Consider the following 20,564-nt stretch of genomic DNA (forward strand, 5'->3'; position numbering starts at 1 on the left):
TCTCTTTGGTCGGGTTGGTTCAGGTATATATAGCCTGTGTCCGACTGACCAAAGGTTTTAGGGTAGATAGTCTTGGTTGAGCCGATATTTTCCTCGTTCTTCCTTTATCAGCATACCTTTGTTGAGTAGAAATTGTAGAAGTTCTTTGATTTTGGTTTGCCCATAAGATTGCCCTACGACCTCCGCATAAGCCTTTTTGAGTGCTACGATAAGTTCGCCATAAGGCAATACTTTGCCCAAAAAGAAGGCCTGTGTTAATACTTTACGATGTTCCGTGTCGCTTAGTTCATGGTAAGAATAGCGGTGGGGTTTGCAATCTGCGTCCTTGTAAGAAGTATCGATTTCGGGAACGCATACCTCATCTTCCATTTCCTTGAGCCGAAAAGCGAATTTGTCAAAGGGTTTAGAACGGATGATGGCTGGAGCAACGATGCTTCGGTCGGGCAGCGTGTTGTCTTTCGTGATTTGCAAGACTGTCTCTGCTTTGTTGTTGAGTTCCGTGCCGATATGCCCTCGCGCGTTGTCGTCTCCTTTGTTGAGGTGAAGCACGGTCTGAATGTGAATATTCTGTTCGCTCGTCCACTGCATCAGGTCACCCACCAACTTGGTTGCCTCTGTGGAGTTGTTGATGTCGAGCATCAAATCTCGAATGCCGTCAATGACTACCAGTCCCACGTTAGGCGTGTTGTAAATTGCATAACGGATGATTTCTCTGCGCTCATTAGGGTCAGCAATGGCTCTAAGGTGGCTAAATCTCAAATATTCGGGTTCTCTATCAATCGGCAGTCCTGCTAATCGCAGAATGCGCTGCATCACGAGTTGGCAATGATAAGGGCTTTGTTCTGTGTCAAAGTAAAGAATAGTACGTTTACTTTCAGGAAATGATGCTTTATATTCCAGCACCTGCCCATTGACAAGAGCTGCTGCAACGATGGCACTCACATTGAAAGTCTTCTTGGCTTTCGCCTTGCCTGTCGAGACACTAAAGTTGCCCAGTGTACCGATGATGGCTTCGCCTGCTTGCAGTACAACAGGAGGAAGCGCAAACTCATCGGTTACATGAATGAGAGACTTTCGCCAAATGTTTTCATAATCTGTCGTGTTCATCCTCGTCCTCCTATCTTTCGTCCTGCCAATTCCAGCGCAAGGTCGGCATCAACAATAATCTTACGACCCACTTGTGTAATGGCACGATTGATTTTACCACTCTGCTTGATGCGGTTAGCTGTAGGCAAACTACACCCGAAGAGGCGTGCAATGCCTGCTAAGCCGTACACATACCGTTTTTCTTCTTTGGAGGAAGCCTTTGTCGTTTCTCCACTTGTGGACATATTGCCGTGCTGTGCAAGGAAAAGCAAATCTTCACCGGTCATCTGCCAAACAGGTTTTCCCAATAATTCGTTTATCGTCATAACTCGATTGTTTTGAAATGAATAACTTGCCCTTGCGCACAGGGCTTTTAGTCAGGTCTGACGATGCAAAAATAGAGGGCTTTTTATGTTATTCCAAGAGGCAGGGATGTAACGGGAAGTATCGGGAAATGCAAGGAAATCAAGGACTATCAAAACCGCTCAATACATAGTCAAAAAGTGGGCTGTTTTGGAAAAAAGTACGTTGTTAATTAATCATCATTGATTGTTAAAGAGATTACTTTTTGTGTCCCTCGTTGGAAGAATTATTTTCATTAGCGTGAAAGTTCCGTTTTTCTTCGTTTTATTCATTATAAGTTCATATCTTTGTAACAAATATCGAGTTATACAATCATCTAATGGGACAGAAGAAAGAACATAGCAACCTCATTAAGGAACATTTGAAGAAGCGAGGTATAACCCAAACATGGCTTTCCAAAGAGTTGGGTATTAGTTTTAGCATTACCAACGCATACGTTTGCAATCGCAAGCAACCCAACCTCACCACCATCTTTAAAGTGGCGGACTTGCTCAATGTTTCACCGAAAGAATTAGTAGAATAAAACGACTATATGGAAAATAATATCAAACAATATGCTATTGGCGAAATCCTTGACGGTAGATACTTTTATATTCCTGCCTATCAAAGAGGTTATAGATGGACAGAAAAACAAGTCGGGGATTTACTCAGAGATTTGCTCTGCTTTGCTAATGATAGTAAAAGTGATGAAGATTTTTATTGTCTACAACCAATTATTGCATGTCCTATAACAGAAGAAAAGAAATTGAAAGAACTCTTCAAAAGTGTTTACGACAAAAATTTATTAGAAAAAGGCGTATGGGAAATCATTGATGGACAGCAAAGGCTCACTACCATATTTCTACTTTATAAGTATCTTATTGCCAAAAAGGGATGGAATGCAGAAACTCTGAAAGAAGAGGAAGATGGTAAAGAACTATATCATATTTTCTATGCGACACGTGAAGACTCTGCAACTTTCTTGGAAAGTTTGAATCTTGACATAGTAAAAGGTGGAGATGATTTTAAAAGTAACATCGACTTTTATCATATGGCATCAGCATTCAAACTCATTGATAGCTGGATCAAGAATGAAGGTAAAGAGATAAATCAGCGATATAAACTTGGTGGTAGTTTGGAAACAGTCAGAAGTTCATTCTTTGCATTACTCAATGGTATGAGAGATACAAAGAGTGGTTCTGTCCAGGTTTTGTGGTATGAATTGTCTGAAAACAAATCACAAAGTAGCATAAAGGAGTTTCAAAAAATCAATACAGGCAAAATTAGATTAACTGATGCAGAATTGATTAAAGGACTTTTCTTGCTTAATAGAAATTTTGAACAAAGTTCCAAATACATTAGGCAATCTACCCTTGCCATAGAATGGGAATTTATTGAAAATACTCTTCATGCAAATAATTTTTGGTATTTTCTCCAGAAGAAAGGAACAGATATGCCAAACCGCATTGACTTACTTTTCTCACTGATATACAAAATTCACAAGATAAAAGACTTTGAAGAAGAACGTTTTTCTGATATTTTGAAAGAAGCCGATAATGATATCCTTGATACAAGAAAGAGTGTGATTTTCAGATATTACTGTGATATGTTTGAAGGTAAGCAAGGTGAAGAATTGCAAATTGCTGTAGCAGAGGCATGGAAAGAAGTAATGACATTATTTAGGACACTTGACGATTGGTTTTACACTCCTGCTACTTACAATTATATTGGGCTATTAAGTCAATGTGGTGAAGATATAACAAGACTCATTTATTATTATGATCATATGCCTGAAAATGCAACCCAAGAGGATTTTATTGATTATCTCAAAGACCGAATCAAGTTCTATTTAAGAAGTATAAAAAGAGACGAAGAAGGCAAAATCGTTACATCATATAAAGACAGAAAAAACATTTATCGTATTCTTTTGACATTGAATATACATCTTTTAAATGTTCAAAACTCGAAACTTAAATCAGAATCAGATATATATAAATTCCCATTTGATGTACTCAACGCACAAGATTGGGACATTGAACACATAGATTCATTCCACACTAATGCTCTAAAGAAAGATGAACTCAAAAGGGAATGGATAGAAACCGCAAGGAGTGATAGAAAAGACTTTTTATCTGTACAAGAACAACAAGAGATTGACCAAAAACTGGAAAATAAAGAATATGATACAGTCATTGATCTTCTTAAGAAAAATGCTGGTGAAACAGAGATGGATGAAGAAATCAAAAACAGTATCGGAAACCTGACACTATTGGATGCAGAAACAAACCACTCGTATGGTAATAGTTTGTTCTGCACAAAACGCCGTATCATTATTGATAGAATAAAGCAAGGAGTATTTATCCCCGCTGCCACTCAATATATTTTCTCAAAATTTTACGATGACAAAGGTACAAATCGGTCCATTTGGGCAAAGGAAGATATGGAGTCGTATCATAAATACATTATATGTATGTTAAACGAATATTTACCTGAATATAATCAATAAAGGCATGGACTATAGATTTTCATTTACAGATCTTTTCACAAAGGAAGTTGACTTTGACAAAGATAATCAGGTTAAAGTTTCAAGTATTGTAATACCTCAGATTCAACGACCATACGCACAAGGACGTACTGACGGAGTATGTACATACATCAGAAATATGTTTCTTGATGAAATCTTTGAAAACCTCACCAGTGGCAATGATGACATTTTCGACCTTAATTTTATATATGGCATTATAAAATCAAATAATAATGAATATAGAATGGAACTGTTGGATGGTCAACAAAGGCTGACCACACTTTTCTTATTATATTGGTATATTACAAATGCAGAATTAGATATTAACCAGCCTGAAAGTAAATTTATCAGGGATTGTCTTTCAAAATTCCTTTATGAAACAAGAACAACATCTACAGTCTTCTGCCAAGAATTATCATCATACAAGGTAGAATTAGGGAATAAGACTCCCAAAGAGGTTATTCGTAATTCTAAATGGTATTTCAAATCATTTGATCGTGATAGCACAATCAGTGCAATGCTTACGATGCTCAATGCTATACATGATAGATATACACAGCAGAAACAAAGAAGTCTTTTCGCAAGACTTCAGAAGCTCCAATTCTACGTGAAGTCACTCGGGGTATTCAACCTATCTGAGGAATTATACATAAAAATGAATGCAAGAGGTTTGCAGCTAAGTCCGTTTGAAAACTTTAAAGCCGATTTGACAAATTTCATCTCACAAAAAGAATATGGTCATTTTCAAGAAATGATGCCACTATACAAAGATGGTACTGCTGATGAAGTATCGTTCCACTTCAACTTTTCTGTCAAATTAGATGCGAAGTGGGTTGACATATTCTGGAAGAATGGTGCGGAAGATTTTGATAATGCCTACATGAGCTTTTTCTCACGGTTCTTCGCTTGTAAATATATTATTGCAAGCAAGAATGATGTTAGCGACAGGGATATGCGAACCGATAAAACTATTAGGATTCTCTACACTAATGCAGAAGAACAAATAGGCGGCAATGAGTATTGGGGGTTCAAACCATTTGAAACATTATTAGATGAACACCCTGAATATGTTGAAACCTTAGACAAAGTGCTGGATGTGTTGTATTCTAACGAAAGAATAATCTATAAAAATATGCTTCCTATATGGGATAAAAATAATGAATTGGCAGGCGACGACTTCTATTGCAATACATCATCCAAGATAAGTCATATAAAACTCATTGCTTTATCGGCTGTGATTGAATATATAGAAGCAATGGATAGTTTTGACATATCTACATTTGAATGTTGGATGAGAGTTGTATGGAATGTAATTGAAAATACAAACATTGATGGTCTAACCCCCGTTTCATCCTTGATTCGTAAACTCTCTATGGTCATTCACTTTGTAGCAACAAAAATGGGAACTGAAAAATCCTTCTACAAAGCATTAAGCCAATGGGGGATAGAAAATTCTACAGAAAAAGAAAATCGCGCTTTATTAGAAGAGGTTGAAAAAGCAAAACGTATTTCGGAAGATCCACTTTGGGAAGATATATGGAAAGATGTTGAAAAACACCCTTTCTTTAAGGGAATGGTAACATTCTTCTATGATCCTGCTATGTCTAAACAAGATTATGCACATAATGCAAAATTTGTGAAGAGTATGTTTGATGAGAAAGGAATCACAAAAGAATATAGAGACAAACATATCCTTATTCGAGCAATAGTAAGCCAATTTAATACATGGAATGAAGTTAATCGATTATATGTAACAGAAAGAGCGGAAAATAACAAATTCTTAAAGAATATTCTTGCATCTAATGAAAAAGTTAGAGCTATGTTTACACACATTGCAAACAATAATTCTATATTAGACGTAAAAGCGAACCTTCAGCATTATATTGATGATGCCAAGGAACCTCAAGCATGGGAGGATGCAGATACAAATGGTATCCTTGCTTTTGAAACTGCAACAAAACGTTTGCGGAAAGACATTAAAATGTATGATTGGATCTCCAAAGTAGAACGTGAACGAAATGAATGTTTCCGGGTATGTTGGTTTGAGGGGCATATTATGTTTGCCATTCCAAGAAAATGGTATGCCAAAATCGCTCTTGATACAGAAAGAGCAAAGATGGCAAATGACCTTTGCGAGAGTTATGGCTTTGAATTCTATGATGAGGAGCAGAAAGCAATGTATGACAAATACAAAGATTGCTTTGGAAACTATATCTGGATAAAACAGGACAGAACTAATTGCACATTGTGGATAGGCTTTGATTTAAATCATGAGCTAAAGATTCGAATAGAGTGTAAAACAAAGAAGTATGCAAAGGAGTTGTATGAAATATTTGACAGTACAAGTTATATAGACGAAGGGGAAAAATGTATTCAATTTGAAAACTTGACTCATTACACAAAATGTAAGACATACAACAAACTCTGTAAAGTTATAGAATCTATATATGAAGCCATACCAGAAGCTTAAAGGAAGGTTGCAATATGATGAAGAATAACAACAATCTCATCATTTACCAAGACGACAATGGTTTGATAAAGGTTAATGTGCGCTTTGCTGACGAAGATGTATGGCTCACGCAAGGGCAATTGGCAGAGATTTATGATACAACACAACAGAATATAGCCCTACATATCAAGAATATCTACGCCGACAAAGAATTGGCAGACGAGGCAACTCACAAGAAATTCTTGTTAGTTCGACAGGAGGGCAATCGCAACGTACAGCGCAGCATCGACCACTACAATCTTGATATGATCATTGCGCTGGGTTATCGAGTGCAATCGCAGGTAGCAACACGCTTTCGTCGTTGGGCTACCGAACGACTGCATGAGTATATACAGAAGGGATTTGCGATGGATGATGATCGGCTGAAACAAGGAGGCAACCGCTATTTTCGAGAATTGCTGCAACGCATTCGAGACATTCGAGCTTCGGAGCGCAACTTTTATCAGCAGGTAACAGACATCTACGCCACGTCTGTGGATTATGACCCGCGCACTGACCTCACCCACACATTCTTCGCTACTGTGCAGAATAAACTCCACTATGCCGTACACGAACACACGGCTGCAGAAATTATCTACGACCGTGTGGATAGTGAAAAACCTCTCGTTGGCATGACCAATTTCAAAGGCAACTATATTACTAAGGATGATGTAAAGATAGCTAAGAATTACCTCACCGGAAAAGAACTGCAACGGCTCAACCTACTTGTGTCGCAATTTTTAGACTTTGCCGAGTTTCAAGCCCTTGAAGAACGCCCCATGCGTATGGCAGACTGGATTTCAGCTCTTGACAACCAAATCATAGCTCTGCGACGCAAACTGTTGGAAGGCAAAGGAAGTGTATCGCACCAAGAAGCAATAGAAAAAGCCGAGCGAGAATTCAATATATACCGCCAAAGAGAAATGGCTCAACTTGAAAGCGACTTCGACAAAATGGTAAAGCGACTTCCCAAAGGAGGACAGAATCCTCTCCTAAAAGAATAATATTCTTTCATTTGAAAGCTATTATGATGTAGCTTTTTCTTGATAATGAAGTTTTTGATTTTAAAACATTAAACACGTGCTCTGACGAGAAGTAATTGAAAATAAATATGGCACATAACCCCAAACTCAATGTTTACATAATTAGTCTTAAGCCTAAAAAGCAAGATGAAAATAAAACCTTTAGAGATTTTTTGAAAGAAAAATATGCGAAGAACTCAGATATGTCTGATAAGGCTCTAATGAAATATCTTTTTACCTCTTTCATCAATGGTGTGGGACAAGACGAGTTTCATAAAGATGACAAAAGTAAAAAGGTCATTGGTATAGACGATGGTAATATGCTGCCAATGACTCTATATTCAGATACTTGGATGATAGATGGTGTTATTGAAGGAGGTAAGTATGGTATATTAAGAGAATATCAAGACACAGAGAAAAAAGAAGGTAAAACTGAAATTAAACCGAATTATGCAGTCTTGGATAAGTATTACATACTTTTGAACCCTATCTTAAATGACAAGTATGCAGTGTTGTTAACTCAATCCTATACAGAAGAAAGTATTCAAGGTCCTATAAATGAATTCATAAGAGAATTATTGGGAGGATGTGATAATTACTTCAAGGTAGATGTGGAACCATTTGTTCCAAAACGGCTCAAAGAAAAATATGAAAAATCTGCAGCTATACGAATGTTCAGTTTTACATCGCCTTTGCCACTGTCAGAAAGTCTTCGCAAAAAAGTAACAGAGGCAGCACAAGAATTTGAGGTTGAGGTTCGTATAAGACCTGTCAACCAGAAACTACCTATATATTCAGAAGGAACAAGAGAAATTATGCAAGAAGTTTCAAAAATGACGCTTGATCAACAGCCCCTCGGCGAAGGTAAAGGCCGTATCTATACCGCTGATGAACAGGGAAGAAATGCTAATTATGACATCTCAAAGGATATTCAAAGTATAAGACCGACTATTTATCTTTCGGATGAAGGAATTACTTCTGACGAGAAAACAGGACTTCCTGATTTCAAAGCCATACAGGAATATTGCCACAAACTTTTAAAAGAAATCAAAGTTGAGCGAAATATAAATCAGGATATTTATGAGTTTTAGAGAATCGTTAAAAAGTTTAGTCAGTGATGCACATCTTTTTCAATATGTAGAAGTTAATAGCACCGCGTCAAATATAGAAAAGAATAGACCTCGATATTATTTTACCAAAATCCAATGGGGTATATTAATAATTTCAGTTATGGTTTCAATTGCAACAGTAAATGGCTTTGGTAAGGATTTTGCTGGATATGTTGTGTCGGCTCTATCACTTTTTGCTGGTCTATTCTTCTCATTTATTCTAATGTTAATTGATAAGTTCCAGAAGATAGACTTTAGTCCCTATAAAAAAGATGCCAATGCTCAACTAATGCCCATAGGAGTAAGATTAAAAAACTATTATAAGAAAGCAACTACACTTTCCTTTTATATCATCGTGTTGGCCTTACTCTGTATTTTGCTTCTTTCAGCATCATTGATTGAAATACCCTTTAATGAAATATACCAGTTCCTTGCAAAATGTATACCGATAAGTTGCATAGATATATGGGAAACTTTATGGAGAATGGCTTCATTCAGTGTGAAATCAATATACAGAGGTGTTTCTATATATTTTCTATTGGACTTCCTCTGGATAACTTTATATCTGCTCTCGTCCTTCTTTGATTACGTAGGTAGTGAATACGACGAAGTAAAACTACAATAGAATTTTTGGGTGTAGTAAAGGGCGTAAATCACATAACTCGTTGATTTACACCCTTGTTTGCGGAGAGAGAGGTTTGTGAACCAAACTCTCGTATCTCGTTGTATATAAACTTTCTATATGTTTTGACAAATCATCAGTGTAGCATTTTTGTAGCAGTATTCTGACCGCTTAATGACTACCATTCTGACTACCTATTGAAAGCTCAACCGCTCTCTTTTCTTGGGTACAAAGATATATAAAAATGTACTACTATCCAAATCTTTGCGTCATAAATATTTAGAGATTTTACTGCTACATTTTCCAGTGCAAGGTGCAAGCCCTTATATATAAGGGGTCTTGCACCTTGCACTGGAGGACTTGTGTGTGACTGCCTGATATTGGTGACCTTTTATAGCTTTATCACTAATAAAAGGTGAATTATGTTATTATTTATTTCTATATAAGTTTATTATATTTATCTTATGCTTGATATAGAAACCCTTTGCATCTGCCACCAAACAAAAAAATGCATCTGGTGCATGACGACTTGCAGAGGGTGCATAAACTTGCGTGTGACGGGTTGCTCGTGCCAAGATGTTTCTATAACTTTATGTTTATGAAAGAGTTACTGGAATTTCTTCGAAATGAGAGATTGAACAAACATCTAAAACAGGCGTATATAGCTGAGCAATTGGGAGTTGATGAAAGCACAATATCCCGATGGGAGTCTGGTCAGATTACAATGGACTTTCTCCAAATAGTAAACTATGCGACTGTTTTGGAGATAGATGTTTATGAGATGTTTGCATATCTCGCAAGTAATGGACAAGATCTTCCCAAACCTATTGCAGAAGTACACGTTGAGGTGTATACAAAAGAAGCCTACAACTCTCTTATGCAATACCTTGCGAATTCTGGGATGGATATAACAATTAAAAGCACCAAGTTGAAAAGATGGAAATAATCGCAGTAGAAAGCCAAGCCTATCAGGAACTGATAGACAGGCTCAACCGAATAGAGCAGTATGTTGAGCGCACTTCTCATCTTATCCAAGATATAGATGACGAGCTGGAGATGACAACCAAAGACCTAATCGGGGCTCTGAATGTTTCAGAGTCCACCCTTTATCGCTGGCGCAAGAAACAGTTGGTACGGTATCGCTACACGGAGGGTGGCGATGTACGCTACTTCTTCAAGTCCATCGTGATAGCCACGAAATGTAACCGACTCCGCATATCAGGTATGAGAAACGATGAGGTTCTTGGGCGGCTCAACCGTTTCAAGGACAATCTCATCATGAGTTCATGTCTTAATCCTAAAAACCGACAATTATGATAGAAAAGGAACAGATTCTTTTGCTTACACAAGGAGGTTTGAATGTGTTTTCACATTTCCTTGGCTTTGAGGTAAACCTTCATCGCAACTTCCGAAGTCCTTTCTATGACGACAGGCGGGCTTCCTGCCATATCTACTACGACAGGAAAACTTCTTCTTACAAATTCTATGATCATGGAGATACCACCTATTCTGGGGATTGCTTCTGGTTTGTGGCAACCCTCCGTAATTTGAACCTGAAAACAAGTTTTCCCGAAGTATTGGAAACGATAGTACAAGAACTTGGATTGTATTCTTTATGTGATGGTGAAAAGCATAGCAGCCATATCACGTCAGCATATAAAAAAACTATTGTTCCCACTCCTAAGGCTGATATGAACAAGTGTACGGAAGAACGTCCATATAGTTTTGAGATACAGCCATTTGACGATGGTCTACTGAACTATTGGGCACATTATGGCATCCATGAGGATACACTCCGTCGCTTTCGTGTACGGAGTCTTAAACGCTATGAAAGTGTATCTGCTGAAGGCAAGAAGTTTGAACTTTATAGCTCACCTACGGAACCTATGTTTGCCTATATCGGAAACGGCTATGTAAAGATATACCGACCTCACAGTCCAAAAATCCGCTTTCTTTATGGTGGACGGATGCCTGCCACGTATTGCTTCGGAATGGAGCAGATTCCTGCCAAAGGAGATATGCTTTTCATTACAGGTGGTGAAAAGGATGTACTCTCATTGTATGCACACGGCTTCAATGCAATTTGTTTCAACAGTGAAACCGCACAGATACCGACAAGTATCATTGAGAGCCTTCAGCTTCGTTTTAGGCATATAATACTCTTATATGATGCGGATGAAACAGGTGTACGAGAGGCACATAAACAGTCTGAACATCTGGTGGAATACAAGGTCTTGAACCTTTCACTTCCGCTAAGTGGTACGAAGTCTGGAAAAGACATTTCTGATTTCTTTGCCTTAGGCAACGGGGCAAAGGAACTGAAAGAGCTGCTTGCCAAGATGTTCTCAGATCTATATAGCCAAACCATGATGATGTTACGTTCCTGTGAGATTGATTATGAGAATCCACCGGACATTTCCAAATCAGTAGTAGCAGTAAACGGTGTACCACTCGGCACACAGGATAATCTGTTCTGCATTACTGGAGGTGAGGGGACAGGCAAGAGCAACTATGTGGGTGCCATCCTTGCCGGAGCGTTGGGAGAAAAACGATTGCCGATAGAGAAGACCTTGGGATTAGAGATTACCCCCAATCCCAAAGGCTTGGCGGTCCTACACTATGACACGGAACAGTCCGAGGCACAGTTGCACAAGAACTTGGGTAAGACACTGCGTAGGGCTTCTTTGACGGCAGTACCAGAGTTTTGCCATTCTTTGTACCTTGCCTCTCTGTCTCGTAAGGACAGACTGAACCTTATCCGTGAGAGTATGGACTTGTTCCATCACAGGCATGGAGGCATCCACCTTGTGGTGATTGACGGAATAGCCGACTTAATACGTTCTGCCAACGATGAAACGGAAAGTATTGCTATTGTGGACGAGCTTTATCGCTTGGCAGGGATTTATAATACCTGTATCATCTGCGTGCTACACTTTGTACCTAACGGCATTAAGCTGCGCGGGCATATCGGTTCGGAACTTCAACGCAAGGCGGCAGGTATTCTCTCCATTGAGAAAGATGACAATCCCGAATACTCGGTCGTAAAAGCATTGAAAGTCCGTGATGGAAGTCCGTTGGACGTACCGATGATGCTTTTCGGCTGGGATAAGGCTGAGGACATGCACGTCTATCGTGGCGAGAAATCTAAAGAGGACAAGGAAAAGCGCAAGACTGATGAACTCATTGCCGTTGTCAAAGAAGCCTTCCGAAATTCTTTCAAGCTCACTTACCAAGAACTTTGTGAGGTTCTGATGCGCGAAATGGAAATCAAGGACAGAACTGCAAAGAAGTACATCGCCTATATGAAAGAACAACGTATCTTGGCACAAGATACCAATGGTAACTATCAAAAAGGAGAACTATGCCGTACATAGATTATAAAACCGAAGACACTTGGCAAAAACGCCTGTTCGACAAGCTGATAAGCGTCGAGGATAAACTCGACCGGCTGCTTGTCCTGCAGGATCAATCTGTTGACACAACTGTCCATCCTCCCTTGAAACCCGAATACTTGGATATCATAGATGTATCCAAGATTCTCAAAGTGGAGCAAAAGACCATCTATAATTGGGTTTGGGCAGGAAAAATTCCCTATCTTAAAGCCAATGGCAGGTTGCTTTTCCTTCGGGAAGAGATAGATGAAATGGTACGAAAGCGAGATGGCTGGTAATTGATTTCCTGATTAGATTATTTTTGTTGTGTAAATGCAAGTGTTTACACAACAAAATAATTACCTTCGCAAGTAAAAAGTTGGTTGCGGATTTACCGCACACAAAAATAACAGTACTCGCTTATTTCTTTGATAAGGAATTTACCATATATTGTTTGAAACTATTGAACCGATAAAGATAGCGTTGCAAAAATATTTGTAATTTCTACATTTGATGCTACTTTTAATGGAAAATTTATCGCTTGCAATGATTTTTTTCGGCATTTTCCTTGCGCATTCAAAAAAAAGCAGTAATTTTGCAGTCAATATGACCTCCCACGCTTCTCATCAGAACAGCGCACCCGGGGAGGTCTTCGAGTTTATATACGGTTATGAGGTACGAAAAGAAGCCCATAGACACTTCTGAGCAGGTTAAAAAGCTATGCGATCGAGGACTTAATATTGGAGACGAAAAACTTGCGTCCCAATATCTTTATAACATAAGTTATTATAGATTACGAGCATACACATATCCTTTTCAAAATAATGGGGAAGGTGCTAATCACGAATTTCTGAGAAAGGACATTTCTTTTCAAGATGTGATAGACCTTTATTGTTTTGATAGGCGTTTACGCTCTTTAATCTTCAATGCCATTGAAAAAATCGAGGTGGCATTAAGAACAAGAATCGCCTTAACTTATTCCGTTGATGAAAATGATGCCTTTTGGTTTCTCAATCATGAGTTATACTTTCAGCACGATAAGTTTATCGCATTGACACGCAACGAGATTATAGATGATAAACCTGTTGTAGGGGATTTAATGAAAGAGGTCAAGCGAAGTAATGAGGAATTTATAGCTCATTATTATCAAAAGTATAGCGAGCCTGCTTTTCCGCCAGCGTGGATGACCTTAGAGGTTGTTTCTATGGGAACATTGAGTAAGTTGTTCTTTGCTTTGGACAAGAATAATCCTTCTAGTAAAACAATTTGCAGAGATTTGGGACTATACAATGTCGATATTCTGAAGAATTGGATGCACGGTTTATCGTCTTTACGCAATACTTGTGCCCATCATAGTCGTGTATGGAATCGCCGTTTTACAATAGGCTTGAAGTTTCCTTATAGAACGAATTATCCTTTCTTGTCAAAGCAAGAAACTGCAACGATAAGGGACAATAAGTTGTTTGCCTACTTATCTGTAATTTTGTATTTGCAGCAAATAATCAGTCCTGATAGCTCATTTAGAAAGAGTTTGCTCAGCCTATTGGACAAATCTCCCAAATTGGTAGTTTTGAAAGACATGGGCTTTCCTGAAAAATGGAGAGAATACTCTTTGTGGAAATAATATAATACGATGGTGTATCAATTATGACACACCATCGCTATTTATCTCAGTCTGGTTTTTACAATATATCCCTTACTTTCTTCTTGTTTGTTTCTATTATTCATAGAACTTGAATAAATTACCCCCTCCTCTTCCTTTTTAGTATTTGGACTATTACTACTATTTTGTTTTAAATACTCGGATTGGTCATTTTCGTTTGATTTTTCATTTTCTTCATTTGGTTCGTTCAATGTAAGTGCAATTTTTCTGTCAAGTTCTGCTGCCTCGCCTTTGAGTGAGCGAAGCTCGTCCTCTTTCTTCCAAGAACTGTTGGCAATGTTGGTGTAAACGTCTTTGTTGGCCACGACCTTTGCCATTTCCTTCTCATGCGACTCTATCACCTTTGGAATACGCTCCAAGGCATTAACAAAGTTCTGACACGCAAGTTTCGAGTCAGTTGCCAACTTACCGTTATTATAGGTATAGTAGATACTCTCCTGTCCTTTCACAAAGAAGCGATTCACTGAACAGTCGAACAAGTCCTTGGAAGTACTCTCTGTCTTGACCATAATGGAGAAACCATAGATTTCGCCAATTTTGTTGTACTCTCCTTTGGTGCGAGCTTTTTCGTCTATTTCTTGTAAACGTACAGCTATGACCTTGATGTCTGTACTGTCTTCCGTACCTTTGATTGTCAGTTTATTTATAGGTGTACCTTCATCATCACGCTCCACACGCTTCTCAAAGAGAGCTAAATCAGACTGTGCCTCTTTGATTTTATCCGTATGGAAGGATACAGAACTCTCAATCTCAGCCAACTTGCCTGTTGCGGCATCACGCTCACGGAGGAAATTCTTGCGCTCGGATTCCAGCGTGGCAATCTTCTTGTCGAGTTTGGCTTTCTCTAACAAGTCTGTATTACCGGATAGCACAGCAACATACTCTGAAAAGTTCATACCGCTATCCTCGTCCATCGAGCCCTCGTCAATGGTACGACTACCGAGCGTATTGGTCTTCAACTGATTGATAAACAATTGCTTGTTATGCAGCAGATTGAACTTGTAGCTGTCCAGAGACCGCTCTACGGCATAGATAATCACATCAACCTTGTTGTCCGCAAACTCCTTGGCGATAAGGTTTCCCTTGCGCACAGCTCGTCCGTTACGCTGCTCTAAGTCCGAAGGTCGCCAAGGCGTGTCCAAATGATGGACCGCCACGGCACGTTGCTGTGCGTTCACGCCAGTACCCAACATAGAGGTAGAACCGAAGATAATGCGAATATCACCACGGTTCATCGCATCTACCATCGCCTTCTTAGCTTTCTCGTTCTTACATTCCTGAATGAAGCGTATCTCGTAGGACGGGATATGATAGTCCTCTACCAACTTACGCTTGATTTCCGAATAGACATTGAAGTCTCCACCGGGCTTATAAGTACCTAAATCAGAGAAAACGAACTGCGTCCCTTTCTGTGCATCGTACTTTTGGTAATAGTCATTGAGCATCTTGGCACAGTGACTTGCCTTGTTATCTATATGATCTGAGTAAGCATTTTCATCAATCATGCGTAAATCAAGGCTCATCTTGCGGGCGTAGTCTGTTGCGATAAGCATCTTTGCCCTTTCCTCGCTCTCACTCAGTGGTGCTCGTCCTAAGATTGTAGCATCGCCACTCTTGGCAAACTCCATCAGCTTGCCGATAAAAACCTCCTGCTCGGGTGTGGGCGGTATGTTATGCAGTATCTCATTCTTCTCCGGACGGTCGATACCGATGTCCTTGGCAGTGCGAAAATCGCAAATCTCCGCATAGAAAGCAGCCAGCTCAGGCACCTTAATGAATGTCCTAAACCGTTCCTTCTGTATGATGTCGTTTGTGATGGAGAACTCGTAGTCGGTAGATTTCTTGGCAAAGACGGCTGCCCATGCGTCAAAGCTGTTGATACCTTGCCTCTCCAAAGCTTGCGGGCGGAGATACTTAAAGAGTAGATACAACTCTGTAAGTGAATTACTGATGGTCGTTCCTGAAAGGAAAGTGGCTCCCAAATCCTTGCCGGACCGCTCCTGTATGGTGCGTATGGCAAAGAGCATATTCAAGGCTCGCTGTGAGCCGTCCAGATTGCCCAAGCCCGAAACCCTGTCGTGACGTGTGTTGAACATCAGGTTCTTGAATTGGTGGCTCTCATCCACGAACAAATGGTCAATACCCATCATCTTGAAATCTACGGAATCATCCTTGCGCTCGGCAATGCTGTCCTGTATGTTCTGCAGCTTCGCTTCCAGCGTCTGCTTGCGCTTCTCCAAGCCTTTGAGCATCCCACGGGAGATGTCTCTTCCTTGTTGCCGCAACACTTCGAGATTTTCTTCCACAGAGTCCAGTTCCTTTTGCATAATCGCTTCCTGTATCTCCAATGCTTGCGGTATCATTCCGAACTGCTCGTGTGTGAGGATGATGCAGTCCCAATCATTGTTCTTGATATCGTTAAAAATACGCTGGCGGTTCTGCTTATTAAAATCGTTTTTCCCAGGATAGAGTACCTTAGCATTAGGATAAGCTTTCCTAAAGGTATCGGCAATGTCGAATACGTTTGCCTTCAGGCCGATAATCATCGGTTTGTTTGCCAGTCCCAAGCGTTTCATCTCGTAGGCTGCTGTACACATGATGAGTGTCTTTCCCGCTCCCACCTCGTGGTCGCAGATGCCGCCACCGTTGGTTTTGAGCATCCACACGGCATCCTTCTGACTCTTGTAAAGGTCGGCAATACCCAACCTTCTGAGGTCAAGGTCGGGAAAGGTCTGGTGCGTACCATCAAAGTTAGGGCGTACAAAACAGTTGAAAAGGCGGTTGTAACGGTCGGAGAGTTGTTGCTTGAACGTGTCAGGTGTACGCCCGAGCCAATCGACAAAGCCCTGCCTGATTTCCTCAATCTTGGCATTTGCCATCTGGATGGCATGTCCGTCCCTTACTTTAATGGTCTTGGTCTCTCCCGTAACCTTGTCCGTCACCTCCTTACTCTTGTTGATGTCGGGAATGGTATTGTGAAGTGCGTGCTTCAAGAGATTGATGCCGTCATAACGGCGGAACTCACCCTGTACGGCATACTTGTGCCAGATATTGGCATTCTTTCTGTCGCAGACAATGCTGTACTCGTCCATGTTGGAATGGTAGGATACGCCAATATCCGTCCCGAAGAACTCCGAAGCGAATCTGCCATAGACCTTTGAGGGTATCCAGCGTTCACCGAGATTAAAGTCAAGGTCTGCAAATGGAATGGGTGTTGGCGTGGCTGCACGCAAGGCAGCAAGGCTCTGTTTGGCTTCCTCATGGTCAGGATGATCCAAGAGCCACGACTCGATACGCTCCGCCTTTTCTATTACATTGCCCGAAATGAACTTGTCCGCCACTTCGTAGGCATTCTCTTCGGGATTGTAATAGATGCGACCTTCCAAGGAAGAAATGATGTCGCTTTCCTCCATATCAGGTAAAAGTGAACTCATGTAGTCAAGTTCCACCGCGCCGTACTTGTTGAGCGATGCACCCAAGGCTTCCATCGGGTCTGTGGCAACGGTCAGCTCTGTGGTAGAAAAAGCCGTGGGATGGTCAAAGATGTCCGCCTTGATGTACCTGCCGTTCTCGGAGCGTTCCAAGAAGAGCATTTCCACGCCTGTGGCGTCCATCTTGATGATGTCGATGTTCGCCTTCTGGTTAAAGTAGCCCCAACGGGATATATAATCATCATACAGATGGTTGAGTCTGCTGCGGTCTTCTCTGTCTTCTGCATGGTTCTCCGCCTCGTAGTCATAGAGACGATGATAGCACTCCCGTATCTCGATATAGGCTTTGAGACGGGAAAGCTGGGCATACGGCAAGTCCATCGGATTGAAGGTCGGATGTCGCTTTAAGTCAGAAAGAAAGCCTATCTGTCCCTTCTGTACGACAATGGAGCCGTCTCTTAGGTGTGAGTCCGGCGAAGAGAGAAAAGGGCGTGGAGAAGCTTCAAACTCCTTTCTGACTTCCGCTATCGGCTGCGGCTTGCGCTCCTCGGCTTCATTCATGAAATCGAAAAGGGACGGCTCACGTGAAGAGGAAGAAGCCGCTTTCCTGCTGCCACGGGTACGCCGTTGAGGAATGGTCGCTGCCTTTTGTATCTTGGACTCCGATGATTTCTGGGGAGCAGTTTGAGTTATAGGATGGCGCACCTGTGAAGTTCCTGAATTATCCTTGATTTCATTGTTCACACGGGTAACTTCTCTTGTCCAAAGGCTGTATTCCTCCGGGGCAAACAGTGACAGCTGCTCTGGTTGTACTATGTCTTCCATGTTATTGTCCACCACTGGATGATGATCGTCGTCAAAGAATATCGTCTGCCCGTTCATCTCTCTTGGGGCTTCAATATCCGTACGGATTTCAGACCTTTCCTGTTCGTATTGTCGGTGAAGTGTCAAGGCGGGTACGCCTTCGGGCGCAGGTTCAACAGTTATGGAAGGCTGTTCTGATACTAATTGTTGTGGGGCGGATTTTGATGATGACGGCTGTAATAGAATTGTCTCGCTGTTAGGAACGGTATTTTCCATTATCTGCGTATCGTTCTCAGAAGTAATGGTTACAGTCTCCTTAACCTTATTCTCTATTTCTGCCTTTGTTATCACTTCTTCCTTGATTTCCTCTGCTACCACTTCTTCTTTGGTATATTTTCCCCTGACTATTTCTTCCAGTTCGGCTATCTCGTGTAATTTCTTAGGAGAGAAATACAGGTCGCGTTCAATGCCCAGTCCTCTTACCTTCACGCCTTCCATTTCGTCGAGGGACATATTGCCAAGCTCCCAGCCGTAACCCATCGTAACAGCACCGAAACCAATGTGGCTCTTAGGGTCATACTCCAGAAGGTAGGCAGTGTATGCTCCCATAGGGAAGAAATAGCGTGCATAGGCTATCTTATCGCCAATGAGTTCCTTTTCCGTGCTGTAAAGTTTTGGTAGTTGCTTCCTGATACTGTCGGGCATGAGGTTATAAGCGTTATCCGCCTCCTTGTCCATTTTTGGCTCCTCTTTGGGTAAATCGACAGTTACACCTAACTTGCGCAGTTGCTTCTCTGCTTCTTTCTGCCGTTCCTCCTCCGTCATAGGTATGCCTGTTTCATAGAGTTTGCGGTCAAAGCGTTGCTCAACTTCCAAGGAGAGCTGTATCCTGATACTCTCCGACATATCATCAATGCTGCCATCGAAGCGATACTCCCATGCAGGCTTGCCGTATGGGTCTCTGCCCATTATGCGTTCCGTGGCAATGGTGCGGTGGGCAATGTCTTTCCATTCTCCTTCAAAGAGCGAGTTATGCTTGAATACGACAGAGGAGCCTGCGGCTGTGGGAGCCGACACGGATGCTACAAATAGCTGTTCCATGCCCTCGCTGATGGTCTTGCCTGACTGCTTCTGTAGGACGATGAGGTCACTGCCTACGTCCGTTCCTGCATTGTCTGAAAACATACCCGATGGCAGTCGGAGAGCGGAGATAAGGCGGCTGTTCTGTATGAGGTAACGGCGTATGGCTTCATTGCGGGGACTGTCCAAAACGCCCTGTGAAGTGATAAATGCCAGTAAGCCACCTTCCTTGATGCAGTCCAGACCTTTCACGAAGAAGTAATTGTGAATGGCACGTGTGGACTCACGTTTAAGAGTATCCGTGCCTTTGCTGTATTCTCGGTCATAGACCATGAAATCGCCAAAAGGAATGTTACTTGTAACAAGGTCGTATTTGTCCTTGTCTTCCAGCTCTCCAATGGCTTCAAAAGGCTCATTTCGGACGAAGATATTGCCTTTGCCATAGGGGTGTAGGGCTTGTGAGATGCGGGCAGTGAGCAAGTCCTTCTCCATTGCATATACAACTCCTGCTTGCCTTGCAAAGGTCTCAGCAAATGCTCCCATGCCAGTTGAAGGATCCAAACATCGACGTATGGGTACATTTACAGAAGTGAGAGCATCGGCAATGGCGGTGACAATACGAGTATCAGTATAGAAGGAGGTCAGTACGCTTGCCTTGATGCTCTCCCAGTACCGCTTGGCGGTATTGGCATCTACGGCTTCACGATAAATCATCTGCTTGAGCTGCTGTGTCGGCTCAAAGAGATTTTGTTCAGACTTGCTCCAATAGCGTATGTCATCGGGATTATCTGTGCGGTTAAGTACACATTTCAAGCCACCGAAACCCTGATAGTTTCGTAAGATACTTTTCTCTGCTTCGGTGGCTTTGCGGCGTTCTTTTTCTAAGCGCAAGACCACACGGATAGCTTCCGTGTTGGCTTGTAGGACTTCTTTCTTATTGTATGCCATAGTGTTTTCTTTTAATAAGTGGAGGTAAAAAGGTCGGGAGATATAAGTATTACCTCCCGATCTATATCTGTAAA

Annotated in this window: 14 protein-coding genes; 11 read left to right on the plus strand and 3 right to left on the minus strand. The window is 41.2% G+C overall.

Annotated features, from left to right (window positions below; genetic code table 11):
- Nucleotides 1-57 precede the first annotated feature (57 nt).
- Nucleotides 58-1,107, minus strand: coding sequence for an AAA family ATPase (locus tag HMPREF0669_RS00335; RefSeq protein WP_009228995.1), 1,050 nt, complete (start codon nucleotides 1,105-1,107; stop codon nucleotides 58-60).
- Nucleotides 1,104-1,412, minus strand: coding sequence for a DUF3853 family protein (locus HMPREF0669_RS00340; RefSeq protein WP_009228994.1), 309 nt, complete (start codon nucleotides 1,410-1,412; stop codon nucleotides 1,104-1,106). The genes HMPREF0669_RS00335 and HMPREF0669_RS00340 overlap by 4 nt, the downstream gene beginning before the upstream one ends.
- Nucleotides 1,413-1,768: 356 nt before the next feature.
- Here HMPREF0669_RS00340 and HMPREF0669_RS00345 point away from each other — a divergent pair, with 356 nt between their 5' ends.
- From HMPREF0669_RS00345 to HMPREF0669_RS00395, 11 genes are all read left to right on the plus strand, one after another.
- A complete protein-coding gene (locus HMPREF0669_RS00345) occupies nucleotides 1,769-1,972 on the plus strand; it encodes a helix-turn-helix domain-containing protein (protein WP_009228993.1) in 204 nt (67 codons plus the stop codon).
- Nucleotides 1,973-1,981: 9 nt separating this feature from the next.
- Nucleotides 1,982-3,934: a DUF262 domain-containing protein gene (locus HMPREF0669_RS00350; RefSeq protein ID WP_009228992.1), complete on the plus strand. Its 1,953-nt coding sequence runs from the start codon at nucleotides 1,982-1,984 to the stop codon at nucleotides 3,932-3,934.
- Between the two features lie 4 nt (nucleotides 3,935-3,938).
- Nucleotides 3,939-6,422, plus strand: coding sequence for a DUF262 domain-containing protein (locus tag HMPREF0669_RS00355; protein ID WP_009228991.1), 2,484 nt, complete (start codon nucleotides 3,939-3,941; stop codon nucleotides 6,420-6,422).
- A 14-nt stretch (nucleotides 6,423-6,436) separates the two neighbouring features.
- A complete protein-coding gene (locus tag HMPREF0669_RS00360; protein WP_009228990.1) occupies nucleotides 6,437-7,444 on the plus strand; it encodes a virulence RhuM family protein in 1,008 nt (335 codons plus the stop codon).
- Nucleotides 7,445-7,551: 107 nt separating this feature from the next.
- Nucleotides 7,552-8,553, plus strand: a complete 1,002-nt coding sequence (locus HMPREF0669_RS00365) for a hypothetical protein (protein WP_009228989.1) — start codon at nucleotides 7,552-7,554, stop codon at nucleotides 8,551-8,553.
- Nucleotides 8,554-8,692: 139 nt separating this feature from the next.
- Entirely contained in the window at nucleotides 8,693-9,196 is a 504-nt protein-coding gene (locus HMPREF0669_RS00370; protein WP_232236449.1) for a hypothetical protein, read from the plus strand.
- A 595-nt stretch (nucleotides 9,197-9,791) separates the two neighbouring features.
- Nucleotides 9,792-10,139, plus strand: coding sequence for a helix-turn-helix domain-containing protein (locus HMPREF0669_RS00375; RefSeq protein WP_044045505.1), 348 nt, complete (start codon nucleotides 9,792-9,794; stop codon nucleotides 10,137-10,139).
- Complete coding sequence (locus HMPREF0669_RS00380; protein ID WP_009228986.1) at nucleotides 10,130-10,510, plus strand: MerR family transcriptional regulator; 381 nt, start codon at nucleotides 10,130-10,132, stop codon at nucleotides 10,508-10,510. Before HMPREF0669_RS00375 ends, HMPREF0669_RS00380 begins: the two co-directional genes overlap by 10 nt.
- A complete protein-coding gene (locus tag HMPREF0669_RS00385) occupies nucleotides 10,507-12,567 on the plus strand; it encodes a bifunctional DNA primase/helicase (RefSeq protein WP_009228985.1) in 2,061 nt (686 codons plus the stop codon). The genes HMPREF0669_RS00380 and HMPREF0669_RS00385 overlap by 4 nt, the downstream gene beginning before the upstream one ends.
- Nucleotides 12,555-12,863 (plus strand): helix-turn-helix domain-containing protein, encoded by a 309-nt coding sequence (locus HMPREF0669_RS00390; RefSeq protein ID WP_009228984.1) that lies wholly within the window; start codon nucleotides 12,555-12,557, stop codon nucleotides 12,861-12,863. Before HMPREF0669_RS00385 ends, HMPREF0669_RS00390 begins: the two co-directional genes overlap by 13 nt.
- A gap of 371 nt (nucleotides 12,864-13,234) precedes the next feature.
- Nucleotides 13,235-14,188 (plus strand): Abi family protein, encoded by a 954-nt coding sequence (locus tag HMPREF0669_RS00395; RefSeq protein ID WP_009228983.1) that lies wholly within the window; start codon nucleotides 13,235-13,237, stop codon nucleotides 14,186-14,188.
- A gap of 41 nt (nucleotides 14,189-14,229) precedes the next feature.
- On the opposite strand, the gene HMPREF0669_RS00400 is transcribed toward HMPREF0669_RS00395, so the two are convergent.
- A complete protein-coding gene (locus tag HMPREF0669_RS00400) occupies nucleotides 14,230-20,490 on the minus strand; it encodes a helicase-related protein (RefSeq protein WP_020967871.1) in 6,261 nt (2,086 codons plus the stop codon).
- Between the last annotated feature and the right edge of the window lie 74 nt (nucleotides 20,491-20,564).

Origin of the sequence: Prevotella sp. oral taxon 299 str. F0039 (genome assembly GCF_000163055.2) — a bacterium.
GTDB lineage: Bacteria > Bacteroidota > Bacteroidia > Bacteroidales > Bacteroidaceae > Prevotella.

Coding starts and splice junctions, on each gene's coding strand:
- HMPREF0669_RS00370 (WP_232236449.1), top strand. CDS start 8,693: ATGGTTTCAATTGCAACAGTAAATGGCTTTGGTAAGGATTTTGCTGGA.
- HMPREF0669_RS00375 (WP_044045505.1), top strand. CDS start 9,792: ATGAAAGAGTTACTGGAATTTCTTCGAAATGAGAGATTGAACAAACAT.
- HMPREF0669_RS00345 (WP_009228993.1), top strand. CDS start 1,769: ATGGGACAGAAGAAAGAACATAGCAACCTCATTAAGGAACATTTGAAG.
- HMPREF0669_RS00340 (WP_009228994.1), bottom strand. CDS start 1,412: ATGACGATAAACGAATTATTGGGAAAACCTGTTTGGCAGATGACCGGT.
- HMPREF0669_RS00355 (WP_009228991.1), top strand. CDS start 3,939: ATGGACTATAGATTTTCATTTACAGATCTTTTCACAAAGGAAGTTGAC.
- HMPREF0669_RS00360 (WP_009228990.1), top strand. CDS start 6,437: ATGATGAAGAATAACAACAATCTCATCATTTACCAAGACGACAATGGT.
- HMPREF0669_RS00350 (WP_009228992.1), top strand. CDS start 1,982: ATGGAAAATAATATCAAACAATATGCTATTGGCGAAATCCTTGACGGT.
- HMPREF0669_RS00400 (WP_020967871.1), bottom strand. CDS start 20,490: ATGGCATACAATAAGAAAGAAGTCCTACAAGCCAACACGGAAGCTATC.
- HMPREF0669_RS00335 (WP_009228995.1), bottom strand. CDS start 1,107: ATGAACACGACAGATTATGAAAACATTTGGCGAAAGTCTCTCATTCAT.
- HMPREF0669_RS00395 (WP_009228983.1), top strand. CDS start 13,235: ATGAGGTACGAAAAGAAGCCCATAGACACTTCTGAGCAGGTTAAAAAG.
- HMPREF0669_RS00365 (WP_009228989.1), top strand. CDS start 7,552: ATGGCACATAACCCCAAACTCAATGTTTACATAATTAGTCTTAAGCCT.
- HMPREF0669_RS00380 (WP_009228986.1), top strand. CDS start 10,130: ATGGAAATAATCGCAGTAGAAAGCCAAGCCTATCAGGAACTGATAGAC.
- HMPREF0669_RS00390 (WP_009228984.1), top strand. CDS start 12,555: ATGCCGTACATAGATTATAAAACCGAAGACACTTGGCAAAAACGCCTG.
- HMPREF0669_RS00385 (WP_009228985.1), top strand. CDS start 10,507: ATGATAGAAAAGGAACAGATTCTTTTGCTTACACAAGGAGGTTTGAAT.